The organism is Chryseobacterium sp. GW821-FHT04C04 (genome assembly GCF_059420365.1).
The window spans coordinates 1-12,887 of the sequence record NZ_JBWKTO010000007.1 but is presented as its reverse complement, the minus strand read 5'-3'; the positions used below and the strand labels follow the sequence as shown (position 1 = coordinate 12,887).

General features: G+C 36.1%; 12 protein-coding genes. 6 read left to right on the top strand and 6 right to left on the bottom strand.

The window, feature by feature from the left end; translation table 11 throughout:
• Position 1: 1 nt before the first annotated feature.
• Positions 2-1,768 carry a M56 family metallopeptidase gene (locus AC07UM_RS21710; RefSeq protein ID WP_494684969.1) on the top strand — a complete coding sequence of 589 codons (1,767 nt, stop codon included), beginning with the start codon at positions 2-4 and terminating at the stop codon, positions 1,766-1,768.
• 146 nt (positions 1,769-1,914) lie between these two features.
• The gene (uvrB, locus tag AC07UM_RS21705; protein WP_494684970.1) at positions 1,915-3,906 is read left to right on the top strand and encodes an excinuclease ABC subunit UvrB; all 1,992 of its coding nucleotides are present in this window, start codon (positions 1,915-1,917) and stop codon (positions 3,904-3,906) included.
• 79 nt (positions 3,907-3,985) lie between these two features.
• Here uvrB and AC07UM_RS21700 read toward each other — a convergent pair whose 3' ends face one another.
• The 4 genes from AC07UM_RS21700 to AC07UM_RS21685 form a co-directional block, all read right to left on the bottom strand.
• On the bottom strand, positions 3,986-4,213 hold the full coding sequence (locus tag AC07UM_RS21700) for a DUF3820 family protein (RefSeq protein ID WP_103231362.1): 228 nt from the start codon (positions 4,211-4,213) through the stop codon (positions 3,986-3,988).
• Between the two features lie 21 nt (positions 4,214-4,234).
• Positions 4,235-5,314, bottom strand: coding sequence for an AI-2E family transporter (locus AC07UM_RS21695; protein WP_494684971.1), 1,080 nt, complete (start codon positions 5,312-5,314; stop codon positions 4,235-4,237).
• Between the two features lie 15 nt (positions 5,315-5,329).
• Positions 5,330-6,058, bottom strand: coding sequence for a beta-carotene 15,15'-monooxygenase (locus AC07UM_RS21690; RefSeq protein WP_494684972.1), 729 nt, complete (start codon positions 6,056-6,058; stop codon positions 5,330-5,332).
• A gap of 72 nt (positions 6,059-6,130) precedes the next feature.
• Positions 6,131-6,856: a hypothetical protein gene (locus AC07UM_RS21685; RefSeq protein WP_494684973.1), complete on the bottom strand. Its 726-nt coding sequence runs from the start codon at positions 6,854-6,856 to the stop codon at positions 6,131-6,133.
• Positions 6,857-6,900: 44 nt separating this feature from the next.
• On the opposite strand from AC07UM_RS21685, the gene AC07UM_RS21680 reads away from it, so the two are divergent.
• Complete coding sequence (locus AC07UM_RS21680) at positions 6,901-7,878, top strand: aminodeoxychorismate synthase component I (RefSeq protein WP_494684974.1); 978 nt, start codon at positions 6,901-6,903, stop codon at positions 7,876-7,878.
• Positions 7,862-8,488, top strand: coding sequence for an aminotransferase class IV (locus tag AC07UM_RS21675; protein ID WP_494684975.1), 627 nt, complete (start codon positions 7,862-7,864; stop codon positions 8,486-8,488). Before AC07UM_RS21680 ends, AC07UM_RS21675 begins: the two co-directional genes overlap by 17 nt.
• A gap of 2 nt (positions 8,489-8,490) precedes the next feature.
• Here AC07UM_RS21675 and menD read toward each other — a convergent pair whose 3' ends face one another.
• Positions 8,491-10,161, bottom strand: coding sequence for a 2-succinyl-5-enolpyruvyl-6-hydroxy-3-cyclohexene-1-carboxylic-acid synthase (gene menD, locus AC07UM_RS21670; protein WP_494684976.1), 1,671 nt, complete (start codon positions 10,159-10,161; stop codon positions 8,491-8,493).
• Positions 10,162-10,245: 84 nt separating this feature from the next.
• Here menD and AC07UM_RS21665 point away from each other — a divergent pair, with 84 nt between their 5' ends.
• The gene (locus AC07UM_RS21665) at positions 10,246-11,196 is read left to right on the top strand and encodes an isopenicillin N synthase family dioxygenase (protein ID WP_494684977.1); all 951 of its coding nucleotides are present in this window, start codon (positions 10,246-10,248) and stop codon (positions 11,194-11,196) included.
• Positions 11,197-11,280: 84 nt separating this feature from the next.
• Here AC07UM_RS21665 and AC07UM_RS21660 read toward each other — a convergent pair whose 3' ends face one another.
• Positions 11,281-11,553 carry a hypothetical protein gene (locus AC07UM_RS21660; RefSeq protein WP_494684978.1) on the bottom strand — a complete coding sequence of 91 codons (273 nt, stop codon included), beginning with the start codon at positions 11,551-11,553 and terminating at the stop codon, positions 11,281-11,283.
• Between the two features lie 225 nt (positions 11,554-11,778).
• On the opposite strand from AC07UM_RS21660, the gene AC07UM_RS21655 reads away from it, so the two are divergent.
• The gene (locus tag AC07UM_RS21655; RefSeq protein WP_236852482.1) at positions 11,779-11,940 is read left to right on the top strand and encodes a bacteriocin-like protein; all 162 of its coding nucleotides are present in this window, start codon (positions 11,779-11,781) and stop codon (positions 11,938-11,940) included.
• The last annotated feature ends 947 nt before the right edge of the window (positions 11,941-12,887 follow it).

The window sequence follows — 12,887 nt, the reverse complement described above, 5'->3', positions numbered from 1 at the left end:
TATGTCTGCCATTATTTTTAAAATAGTTCTGTGCTCTTCTATTTTCATAGCCGCCTATTATGTGTTTCTGGAAAAAGAAAAAATGTACAGATTCAACCGACTGTATTTATTAAGCTCGCTGTTGCTTTCTTATGCGATTCCATTTGTTACGATCACCACACAAAGACCGGAAATAGAGAATAATCCTCAACTGATTATTGAAAAAACCGCCCAGCAAATGGTTTTTATCGAGCAGCCGGTGCAGGAAAGCTTTAACTGGATGAATATTGTATGGGGTGTTTACATAGTCATCACGCTTTTTCTATTATTGAGAAGCCTTTTTGCTCTTCTCGCTGTCAGAAAAATACAAGGAGAAAAATATATTTACCATCATCACAATGTCATATTAACAACAGAAAACCTTTCCCCCTTCAGTTTTTGGAATACAATCTATATGGGAGGAAGCTATATGAAAAATAACACCATTGATCCAAGAATCTTCCTTCACGAAAAAACTCACATTGAACAGAAACATAGTATAGATGTATTGCTTCTGGATATTTTAAAGATTTTCACCTGGTTCAATCCCGTTCTTTTCCTATATAAAAAGGCAGTGATCACGAATCATGAGTTTTTAGCAGATGAAGCTGTTATGAAAAGCAATTATAACATTAAAGAATACCAGAGTCTGATTCTCGAAGAAATTCTTAGTCATCAAAACCCACCTTTGACCCATTCATTCAATTTTAATAATACCAAAAAAAGATTTATTATGATGAAAACCCAAAAAACAAAATTCAGTCTGCTAAGAAAAGCCACAGGAATCACGGTTCTGATTGCAGCAGTTGCTTTATTCTCTGAGAGAACTTATGCTGGTAATCCTGCAAATGCTCAGATTTTTGAAAAAACAACAGAAGCCAGTGTTTCAACCACTGGACAGGATCCTTATCAGGAATTCAAAGACATATTAGCTAAATATTCGGATCTCCTAAGCCATAAAAAATATGCTGATTTCGCAAAAAAAGTCTCCGAAAGTGATAAAAAAAGATTGAAAGAACTTTACCCTTTACTCAATGAAAATCAAAGGAATGAGCAGAAGATTACTTTCTTTACAATGCCTGAATTGAAAAAAAGAATTCCTACAGAGAACGAATTGAAATCATTTTTAAATAAGAAAAACTACGCAGTCTGGATTGATACAAAAAAAATTGAAAACGACATTTTGAAAAACTATACAAAAACCGATTTTTCAAATGTTTATATCAGCAAAGTTTCTCCAAATGCAAGAACAGCAAAAAATCCTCAGCCCTACCAGGTGACCTTAATGACTCATTCTTATTTTGAGAAGACCAAAGAAGAAGGAAAATCTTCTGTCATCATGGGCTTCAAAAGACAAGGGATAAAAGCTATTTCAGACACTATAATTCCAAGAGAAAATAGTTTAAGCAAAAACACAGTCATCAATACTCAACAGAATGCTAATGAGTTTCCGGCACAATACGCTGATGGGGATAAGAACTTAAGGATGCAAATAAATAAGGGCATTGATACCAGCAATCTTGAATCTAAAAATGGTTCAATAACGTCGACAGCTTATATTCACATCGACGAAACAGGAAAAACAACTCAGGTAACGACTTCGGGAGACAATGAAATCCTGAACCGGGAGCTTCTTAAGACCGTTACTGCAATAAGTAATAACACAGTCTGGATACCCGCTACGAAAGATGGCAAAGCCATTGCTTCCGTACTGAAAGTCCCCGCAACCATGACTTTTACACGTCCATAATAACACAAGCGCTACTATTTAGCGCTTTTTATTTTTTTAATTATCCTTGTTTAGACTGTTAAAATTATATTATCAAAATATTCATCTTCAAAAGATTATCCTGTCTAAAAATTTCTTTCGTATTTTTGTTGTATACATTCTTTTCTATGAATTTTAAGCTTCAATCAGAATATAAACCTACAGGAGACCAACCTCAAGCCATTGAAAAACTTACCGAAGGAATAGAGATCGGTGAGAAATATCAGACGCTTTTAGGAGTAACCGGATCTGGAAAAACCTTTACCGTGGCGAATGTTGTACAAAATGTACAGCGTCCCACTCTGGTACTAGCACACAATAAAACTCTGGCAGCACAGCTGTTTATGGAGTTTAAAGAATTTTTCCCGGAAAGTGCTGTGGAATATTTTGTCAGCTACTATGATTACTACCAGCCTGAGGCTTATATAGCTACAACAGGAACTTATATTGAAAAAGATCTGAGCATCAATGAAGAAGTTGAAAAATTACGTCTTTCTGCGACCGCCAGTCTTCTTTCAGGAAGAAGGGATGTTTTGATTGTAGCTTCTGTTTCTTGTATTTATGGTATCGGAAACCCTACAGAATTTCATAAATCCTTAATTTCCATAGCTATTGGTGAAAAGGTGACGAGAACCGCCCTTCTTCACTCATTAGTTAATGCATTATATGCCCGAACGCTAAATGAATTCCAAAGGGGAACATTCCGTGTAAAAGGTGATGTGATAGATGTTTTCCCGGCGTATGCTGACAATGCCATCAGAATACAGTTTTTTGGAGATGAAATTGAAAAGATCCAAAGTTTTGATCCTGTTACAGGAAATGTAGAGGCTAATTTTGAACAAATTCAAATCTACCCTGCCAATCTTTTCGTAACCTCAAAAGATACCTTAAACGGAGCGATCAAAGAGATTCAGGATGATATGGTAAAACAGGTCGACTTCTTCAGTTCTATCGGAAAACCCCTGGAAGCAAAAAGACTTCAGGAAAGAACTGAACTGGATCTTGAAATGATCAAGGAATTGGGTTATTGTTCAGGAATTGAGAACTATTCCAGATATCTGGATGGCCGCCTTCCCGGGACAAGACCTTTCTGCCTGATTGATTATTTCCCAAAGGATTTTTTGATGGTTATTGATGAAAGCCACGTAACCATTCCGCAGGTTCACGCCATGTACGGTGGTGACCGAAGCCGAAAAGAAGCATTGGTGGAATATGGATTCAGGCTTCCTGCAGCTATGGACAACAGGCCTTTGAAGTTTGAAGAATTTGAAGCGATACAAAACCAGGTCATCTATGTTTCTGCAACACCGGCAGATTATGAGCTTGAGAGAACAGGAGGATCCTATATAGAACAGATTATCCGTCCTACAGGTCTTCTTGATCCAATTATTGAGGTAAGACCCAGTCTCAACCAGATTGATGATTTAATGGAAGAGATCCACAAAAGATCTGATGCTGATGAAAGAGTTCTGGTAACTACTTTAACGAAGAAAATGGCTGAAGAACTCACCAAGTATTTCATCAAGTTCGGGATCAGAACAAGGTATATTCATTCTGATGTTGAAACTCTGGAGCGTATTCAGATTATGCAGGATCTTCGTTTAGGACTTTTTGATGTTCTTATCGGAGTAAACCTATTAAGAGAAGGATTGGATTTACCGGAAGTATCATTGGTTGCGATTCTGGATGCAGATAAAGAAGGAATGCTGAGAAGCAGAAGATCGATGATTCAAACCGTGGGACGTGCTGCAAGGAACATCAACGGAAAAGCGATCATGTATGCTGACAAGATCACCAAATCTATGCAGGCTACTCTGGATGAAACCGAATATCGCCGTGCTAAGCAAATGAAATACAACGAAGATAACGGCCTTAAGCCTACAGCTTTAAATAAAAAGATTTCTGAAAACCTTGTCGGAAGAAGCAAAGACTTTCCTGATCAGAAATATACTCAAAAGGAAATCATGCAAAAAGTGGCGGAAACAAAAGCGACCTATGCCAGTGAGGATATTGAGAAAATGATTACCCAGAAACAGAAAGAAATGGAGGCCGCAGCTAAAAGTCTTGACTTTATAAAAGCAGCTAAGCTACGAGATGAAATTGAAGCTTTGAAGGCTTAACAGGACTTATAATAAAAAAGTTTCGGCGGCATCTTCGATGCCGCCGAAACTTTATACTAAGATCGGTATATTTTAAATGTTACAATCCATTTCTCACTGAAGCTCTGATGGGAGTCAAAAGATCCATCAGACCATTGAGTTTGATCTCATAAACTGTTGAAAGCTGCATCCCAAGTTTTCCTTTAGGCATTCCGGTTCTGTTGAACCACTCCAGATAACTTATCGGAAGGTCTACCAAAACCGTCCCTTCATACTTACCGAACGGCATTTTAAATACACAGATTTCTTTTAATATTTCCGGATTGATTCCCTCCACGTTTTTATATAATTAAATTAATTTTTTGTCCAGTTCATTCTGATCAGGTAGTTCAAGCTCCGGAGGGGTATTTTCATCCGAAAATTCATTTCTGTATACCTGAACCAGGAGAAGCGTCAATGAGATGAGAATAGGCCCGAAAATAAGCCCCATAAAGCCAAACAGGTTCATTCCCATAATAATCCCAAATACGGTATTTAAAGGATGGATGTTTTCCAGCTTCTTTAAAAGGGTAAAACGGAGAAGATTATCGGTAAGGCCTACCACTACAAGGCAATATATAGCCAGCCCCAGTCCCTGCCCGGTATTTCCTTCTGCAATCATAAAGATACATACCGGAACATACACGATAGCTGTTCCTACAACAGGAATCACTGAAGCTGCAGCCGTTAAAGCAAAAAGAAGTACAGCTCCCGGTGCCCCAAAAATAAGGTAACCAATAAGAGCTACTATCCCTTGTCCTACTGCAACAACCGGAATTCCAATAGCATTGGCCATAATCAGTTTTCTCATTTTATCGCCAATCAAAGAAATGTTGGATCTCTTCAAGGGGGCGGAAGTAGTAAGAATCTTTTCGAAGAGCCTTGGTCTTTCCAGCATAAAATAGAGAATAAAATACATGGACATCACTACTGTAAGGGTATTGAATGTTCCACTGAGTGCTGATGTTGAAACTTTTCCTACAGAATCTTTCAGTTTGGTCATATTTTCTTTGCTTAGAATATCAAATCCTGTTTTAGAGAAAATATAAGAATGGATCTTGTCGAGGAAAACATTAAACTTAGCCATATAAGCCTGTGCATTCCCCAGCTTATCGATAATCAGATCAGCAATAAAATAGATGGGAAGAATGAGGACAACAAGACTTGCAAACATTAATGCAAGGGCAGCCAGTGACGGTTTCCATTTTTTTTCTTCCTGCAGATAAAAGTTATACTTCCTGCAGACTACATAAATGGTAATCGCCCCCAGAACCGAGGGAATAAACAATGCCAGATTAAAGCATATAAGTCCCGCCAATATCACAATAATGGCCAGCAACGACATCTGCTTTATCGCAACACTGCTTATTTGTTTGTCCTTATTCATCATGTATTTTTGATATTTTTATTTACTGTATGTAATTTGTCTTGGTTTTCCTAAGAAAGCGCAATACGCAGAGTACATTACAATCATAATAAACGGAGCGGTTAAGATAATTCCTATTCCACAAAGAATAATTCCTGCCATAGAGATCAGGAATCCTAAAAACCCTGTTAGCAAAAACGTTCCATAATTTTCTTTAGCAATATTGAAAGATTTCCCTAAGGCATCTGTAGCTGAAGCATTTTCAAATAACAGAATAGGATATCCTATTAAAAGAAAAGGATACACAAAAATGATAGGTAAAACACATAAAGCAAGGGCAACAGAGCAAATAATCCATGAAAGAAGACTGTAAATCAATATGTTTACAAAATTCTGACGGTATCCGATGAAAAGATCAGAAAACTCAATCGGAGCTTTGGTATTATACTTATTCACCATGTAGATCAATCCTACATACAAAGGAGACAATAAAATTCCAAAAAGACCGGAAGCACCCATATACAATGGAAGCCCCGGAGCACTCCAATAATTAAAGTCGCCTCCCGAAGATTTCATCTCCTCTACCATCGAGGCAGAATCAAATCCTGTAAGCATTTGAATCACAGTTCCTCCTGCTAAATAAATGATCATAGCGACGATTCCGTAACCGAAAACACCTTTGTACATTTCAAAAGCATGAGAAATGATTGATCCCGTATCTCTGTTAGGAACAGAGCCCTGCTGATCAAATTCGTTAAATTCAGACATAGTTTAAATATTTAATGATTTTACCAAATTTAGTTTTTTTTAGTAAAAAACATATTAAACACGAACGAATTTTTAATTTTTCTCTGAAAAAACTGTTTTATAAAGGGAATAAATCATGGCATTCCAAAAAGGAAATGTGAAAAGACCTCCTATTAAAAACAGGGCAAAACCTAAGTACTTAAATAGAGAAGCAACGATCACACACACCATTATTTCTACAAAATACACTTTAAGTGCTTTAAAATTAAGAGAAATGGCTTCAAAAATCCTTTTATTGGTGAAAAACATGAGTGGCGCTACAAATATTGTCACAGCAACCCAAATTACCGCCAATATAATGGTAGGAGCAGTAAATCTGTAAACAAAGAACCAGAAAAGAAAATACCCCACATACTTAAAGAAGTTCAACCCATTGTATCCGGCAAATAAATCGCCAATTACAATTTTTTCATTAAGATCAATCTTTCTGAAAATCTGGAACATCCCAAGATTCAAAGGATATAGAAATGCTGTAGTTGCCCAGATGGCCAGATTAAACATCTGAAAATTTTCTGTGGCACTCAGCGCTGCCATTTTTTCCATATAAGCTTCTGTACCCTCCTTAAAAGCTTCTGTTAACTCCTGAGTGTAAGAAAATATTTCATACTTCCCCGCAAAAAGCATAATAGCGGTAAGGAAGATTCCAAAAAAGATAATTGAAAACATCAACTGAAAAACCAGTGTTTTATTCCAATAGAAAAAAGCCTGCTTCAATATAAAATCTATTCCCGGTTTTTGGGGATATTTGTTCTGCATCATAAAAAATTTATGCAAAAGTAAACATCAATAATTATTTTTGCAGAATGTTTTCAGTGAATAATCAAAAATTTATTGAAATGGATGCGCTTTCTCTGCAGAAAGTTCCCTATTTCTTCATGATCGACTTTCTTTCGGAGAATGTCGAAATATACCCCGAAAATGAAATTGAAAAATCAGGCTTAATTATTGATTTTCAAAATTTTGCAAACACAAAAGAACAACAAGTGTTAAGCAAAGATATCGTATGGAAATCATTTCCTGAAACACAGGAAAATTTTAAAATAGGTTTTGACAAAGTTCAGAAAAATATTCGCCTAGGAAACTCTTATTTGACAAACTACACCAGAAAAACGAAGATAGAGACCAATTTAACGTTAGAAGAAATTTTTTATCATTCAAATGCTAAGTATAAAGTTTTTTATAAAGATTTTTTTGTATTTTTTTCTCCTGAAACTTTTGTAAAGATCATTGACGGCAAAATTCTGACTTATCCCATGAAGGGAACCATTGATGCTTCCATTGAAAATGCAGCAGAAATACTGAAGAATGATAAAAAGGAAAAAGCAGAACATTATACTGTTGTGGACCTGCTTCGCAATGATCTGAGCATGGTAGCTGATGATGTAAAAGTAAACCAGTTTCAGCATATAGACTTCATCAAAACCCAACAGAAGGATCTGTATGCAATGAGTTCCGAGATTTCAGGAATGATAAAACCTGAATTTGACGGAAAAATAGGAAGTATTATGCAGAAACTGCTTCCTGCGGGCTCTATTTTAGGAGCCCCTAAACCTAAAACACTGGAAATAATTCTGGATGCGGAGGGATATGAAAGAGGATATTACACAGGAGTTTGTGGCTGGTTTGACGGCCAGAATGTCGACAGCTGTGTAATGATACGCTTTATTGAAAAAGATGGAGATCAACTTTATTTCAAAAGCGGAGGCGGTATAACGCATATGAGTAAATTAGAAGACGAATATCAGGAAATGAAAAATAAAATCTATGTCCCAATTCATTGAAAGCATTAAAGTAGAAGATCAGGAGATTTTTCTATTGGATCTACACCAGAAACGTGTCAATCAAACATTTTCCCATTTCGGGAAAGAAGACTCTATCGATCTGGCCAAGATCTATAAAAACCTGCAGCATGATGAGGATGGTCTTTTTAAATTAAGAATTGCTTATGATCTTGACAAGAGAATCAGGACACAAATGATTCCTTATGCTATTCCTGAGATACATGATTTCAAATTGGTAGAAAACAACAGCTTCGATTATTCATTCAAGTTCGAAGATCGAAAGGAGCTGGAAAAAATGAAGATGAAAGCCAAGGCAGAAGAGATCATCATCGTCAAAAACAATCATATTACCGATACCTCTTTTTCCAACATTTTATTTTTAAAAGGAAAAGACTGGTTTACGCCTTCTACCTATCTCTTGAACGGAGTACAAAGACAGCACCTTTTAAAGCATAAAAAGATCAAAGAAACGGAGATCACTTTACAGAATATAAAGCAATTCACCCATTTCCAGATCATTAATGCGTTGAATGATTTCGATGATATGTTTATCTATCCTATCGACAGAATTACCAATCTGCCGGGGAGTGAAGAATATCTTGATCTTTAAATTTATTTCATAAATTCAAAATACGACTTCAGTACATCTGCACTGTTTTTTCCGTGAGTATTTACTTCCAGGATTTTTGGCTGTGCATCAGGCTTAAAGAAATTCTCAAGAACTCTGTCCAGAGTAGGCTCATCCTCTACTCTGATATAGGAGAATCCAAAATGTTTGGCCAGGGATTCTGCATTTTTACGATGTTTCGTAGCAATAAATTCGTCTAATGTATTCGGGTTGGCATTTCCAGGTCCCGGAATGATTTTAAAGATATTTCCTTCCCCATTATTGAAGATCATAATTCTTACAAATGGTGGAATATATTGGTTCCAAAGTCCATTGATATCGTAGAAGAAGCTTAAATCTCCTGTTATCAATAAAGTAGGTTTTTCATTTTTAATGGCAAATCCCATCGCAGTGGAAGTAGAACCGTCAATCCCGCTCGTTCCTCTGTTACAGTATATTTTTCTTTTACCAAAATCAAATAGCTGTGCATATCTGATCCCGGAAGAATTACTGACATGGATATTATAATTTTCAGGAATTGTCTGTGAAGCCTTATTGAAGAAATAAAAATCTGAAAACTCAACAGTATTTAAAAACTGCTCATGTTTAGCATCTTTTTTATCCCTTAAAACATCCCAAAGATTAAAATAAGGTCTAGGCTCAAGATTAATAAATTTCAACAATTTCGAGAAGAAAACTTCAGGCTTAACCTCTATTTTTTCTGTTAATGAGAAATAAGTATCCGGCTGCCATACTTCATCCAAATGCCAATGCTGTTTCGGACGGGCACTTCTCAGGAATTGTTTTACTTTTTTGGAAACTACATTCTGCCCAACGGTAATCAATAAATCCGGAGCATAGGTCTTATAATCTTCTTCCGTAAAATTAAAAATATAACGGTCTATATGTCTGAAAAACTTCTCATGATACAGATTAGAATTGGCTTCACTCAATACCACAACAGAATGATTTTTCACCAGCTGTGTCAATTGGTTTTCCAGTTCCGGGCTATAATCTCTCGTTCCTACCAACAGCATAATTCTTTGGGAAGTATGCCATTCTGCAACCAGATTAGACGGAATTTCATATTCTTTATGCTTGATTGTTTTTTCTACCGTAGGAAAAGTAGGAATCTCCGACACAAGTTCGTATAAAGGTTCCTCCAAAGGAATATTAATATGTACCGGGCCCTGCTTTTCAAAGCATAGCTCGATCGCCTTTTTAATGATTTCAAAATTAATATCTTCTGCATTTTCTTTGCTGTCTTCCAACAATTGGAAATCACCATAAGAATGCTGATGAAAAACATCTTTCTGTCTAATCGTCTGCCCGTCGAATAAATCAACAAAATCGGTAGGCCGGTCAGCAGTCAGTACCAAAAGGGGAATATTCTGATAAAAGGCTTCAGTAACAGCAGGATAGTAATTAACTACCGCTGATCCACTGGTACAGGTAATCGCTACCGGTTTCTTTTCGCTTTTTGCCATTCCCATTGCCACAAAAGCAGCACTTCTTTCGTCTACAATACTGTAACAGTTGAAACTATCTATCTCTGAAAAATGAATGGCCAAAGGAGCATTTCTTGACCCCGGAGAAATTACAATATCTGCAATTCCGTACTGTTGAAGAAGATGTGCAAGTATTTGGATACTTCTCTTAGAAGAATATTTTTTCATACAGCAAATTTAACTTATAAATAATGATTTTAAAATCATTTCAATTAAAAAAAATGTAATTTTGCTATTCGTAAATTTCTAAAAATGGATAAAATACCTAGTGTAGACCTGCGTGATTTCCTTTCGGACAACCCGGAACGCAAACAGAAATTTGTAAATGAAATCGGAAAAGCTTATGAAGAAATTGGTTTTGTAGCCTTAAAAGGCCATTTTCTTGATGATCAATTAGTAGATGAATTGTATGGAGAGGTAAAAAACTTTTTTGAACAACCCGTTGAAACGAAAAAGAAGTATGAGATTCCAGGAATCGGCGGCCAAAGAGGGTATGTAGGATTTGGTAAAGAAACTGCAAAAGGTTTCAAAAGAGGAGACTTAAAAGAATTCTGGCACTTCGGACAATATCTGTCTGATGATTCAGAATACAAAAAGGAGTATCCAGACAATGTAATCGTTGAAGAACTTCCGAAATTCAACGAAGTAGGTAAAGAGGCATTCCAAATGCTTGAGAAAACAGGACAGAATGTGCTCAGAGCTTTAGCTTTGCACCTTGGTTTAGATGAATTTTATTTTGACAACAAAATTGCAGAAGGAAATTCTATTTTAAGACCCATCCATTATCCACCAATTACAGAAGAACCGGATGATGCTGTAAGAGCAGCTGCCCATGGAGACATCAACCTTATTACTCTTTTAATGGGTGCTCAGGGTAAAGGTCTTCAGGTTCAGAATCACAATGGAGACTGGATTGATGCTATTGCAGAGCCAGATGAGTTGATGATCAATGTTGGAGATATGCTTTCAAGACATACCAACAACAAATTGAAATCTACCATCCACAGAGTAGTAAACCCGCCAAGAGAATCATGGAGTACTTCGAGATATTCTATTCCTTTCTTCATGCATCCAGTAAGTGCAATGTCTTTAAATGCACTTGAAAATTGTATAGACGAAAACAATCCAAAATTGTACGAAGATACTACTGCCGGAGAATTCCTGCATGAGAGATTGATCGAACTGGGATTGATTAAAAAATAATAGTATAATAGTCAATAATTAATCTGCATCTAAATAATATCAGAAATGGTATTAGCCAGATTAATTATTGACTATTTTTTTATTCTATCCTGTTATACAATAAAATTCCGGACACGGAGTAGGTTGTGTAAAAGTTCCCCACGGACAGATACAGGTATATGTATCACCACCACCTCCAGGATTTCCTCCTCCACCCGGATTTCCACTGTCGGGGACACATTTTCCACCTGAACAGATCTCACCTACAGAGCATCCCCCTTCACCGGGCCCTCCGCCTTCAAAACAATAGGCAGGGGAATTTATTCCCGCCATAATACCTCTCTTGTCTTCTCTTGAAAGTTTTTTTAGATTTTTCATAGTTTTTAATTTTTTGGTATTTCCTACTCTATAAGCTTTTCGGATAACGCTTGTTTAAAAATAATATTTATTTCACTAATAATCAAATATTTAAATTAATTTCAATAGTATTAAAGACTGTTGAGCAATAATTTATATTAATATTTTTTTTAACATATTATTTCTTTTTAATTAAAAATATTTTAACTATTTTTACTTTACCTACAAATTTTTAATTAAAACAATATGAAAAATCTAAAAAAACTACAAAAAGGCCAATTAAAAAACATTAGTGGAGGAGCTAAACTTCCTGAAGCAGACTTCTGTATGTATTATTGCAGTGGAGTCATTGTTTGTGCTACCTGCAGCGATGATTTCAAATGCCCGGATACAAACAATGATATGTAAGCATTAAAATCAAGATGTCATAAAATTTTAAACCGTTTCTTTACAGAGACGGTTTTTTTATTTCTTGTGGATTAAAATAAGACGGATTCCAAAGGGTTATCTCTCTTTTTTGTAGGGAAATAACTTTTCGCCTATGATAAGCCATTTATGGCTTTAAAATGATAGTGATAGGTGTTGAATGATACATCAGAAATGACTGATAAAAATAGGCCTCTTTGCTCTTACAAGGAATGACAAAGTATGACGGATACACCTCAATTTCAATCGTGTCATTCCGTAGGCATCCAGACTGTGTTACAATCTTAAGGATTCCAAAGATCAAACCCAAAAGTCTTTAATCCTTTAGTCATTTGATGCTATCGCTTCTTCTTCGTCCAGACTCCTTTGAGGAATAATGAAGAAACAGTGTATTGACCACCTTGTGCTATTTCAGGAGCTTTATCCCGCTATCCATTCATACTCCTCACGCCAAAGCTTCATTATGAGAGATACAACTCTGTTAGTTCACGAAAGGTCCCACGCGTGTTGCGGGGTAACCATTACTATCAGGGCTAAAAGGAAGAGAATTATAAGATCCGAGTTTCAGACTGCGATTGATCAGCTTTCATTATTCTACATTTACAATATTCAATAGAAGCGGGCTTTAGCCCGTTCTGGTCAAAAGTTCCATTTCCATATGGCTTTAGCCCAAACTTATATTTTAATTAATCCTATTAACTGAAGAAAATAAGAAAGTACAATAATGATTGTAAAGACTGGAAGCTGGGGATGAGGCTGGATTCTCACCATATATTACTCATAAACCAGAAGCAGCTAGGAATAGGAGATAAGAATTCTAAGTGATTATAGGAGTTTGCTGTAGGTATAAGTATAAGTATATAACAACAAAAAAGTCCTTTATCGTATGATAAAGGACTTTTTAAAAATAAAATAAAAACTGGCGGCGG

Excerpts from the sequence above, each read along its gene's own strand:
- AC07UM_RS21710 (WP_494684969.1), top strand. The coding sequence starts at position 2 with ATGTCTGCCATTATTTTTAAAATAGTTCTGTGCTCTTCTATTTTCATA.
- uvrB (WP_494684970.1), top strand. The coding sequence starts at position 1,915 with ATGAATTTTAAGCTTCAATCAGAATATAAACCTACAGGAGACCAACCT.
- AC07UM_RS21695 (WP_494684971.1), bottom strand. The coding sequence starts at position 5,314 with ATGATGAATAAGGACAAACAAATAAGCAGTGTTGCGATAAAGCAGATG.
- AC07UM_RS21690 (WP_494684972.1), bottom strand. The coding sequence starts at position 6,058 with ATGTCTGAATTTAACGAATTTGATCAGCAGGGCTCTGTTCCTAACAGA.
- AC07UM_RS21685 (WP_494684973.1), bottom strand. The coding sequence starts at position 6,856 with ATGATGCAGAACAAATATCCCCAAAAACCGGGAATAGATTTTATATTG.
- AC07UM_RS21680 (WP_494684974.1), top strand. The coding sequence starts at position 6,901 with ATGTTTTCAGTGAATAATCAAAAATTTATTGAAATGGATGCGCTTTCT.
- AC07UM_RS21675 (WP_494684975.1), top strand. The coding sequence starts at position 7,862 with ATGTCCCAATTCATTGAAAGCATTAAAGTAGAAGATCAGGAGATTTTT.
- menD (WP_494684976.1), bottom strand. The coding sequence starts at position 10,161 with ATGAAAAAATATTCTTCTAAGAGAAGTATCCAAATACTTGCACATCTT.
- AC07UM_RS21665 (WP_494684977.1), top strand. The coding sequence starts at position 10,246 with ATGGATAAAATACCTAGTGTAGACCTGCGTGATTTCCTTTCGGACAAC.
- AC07UM_RS21660 (WP_494684978.1), bottom strand. The coding sequence starts at position 11,553 with ATGAAAAATCTAAAAAAACTTTCAAGAGAAGACAAGAGAGGTATTATG.
- AC07UM_RS21655 (WP_236852482.1), top strand. The coding sequence starts at position 11,779 with ATGAAAAATCTAAAAAAACTACAAAAAGGCCAATTAAAAAACATTAGT.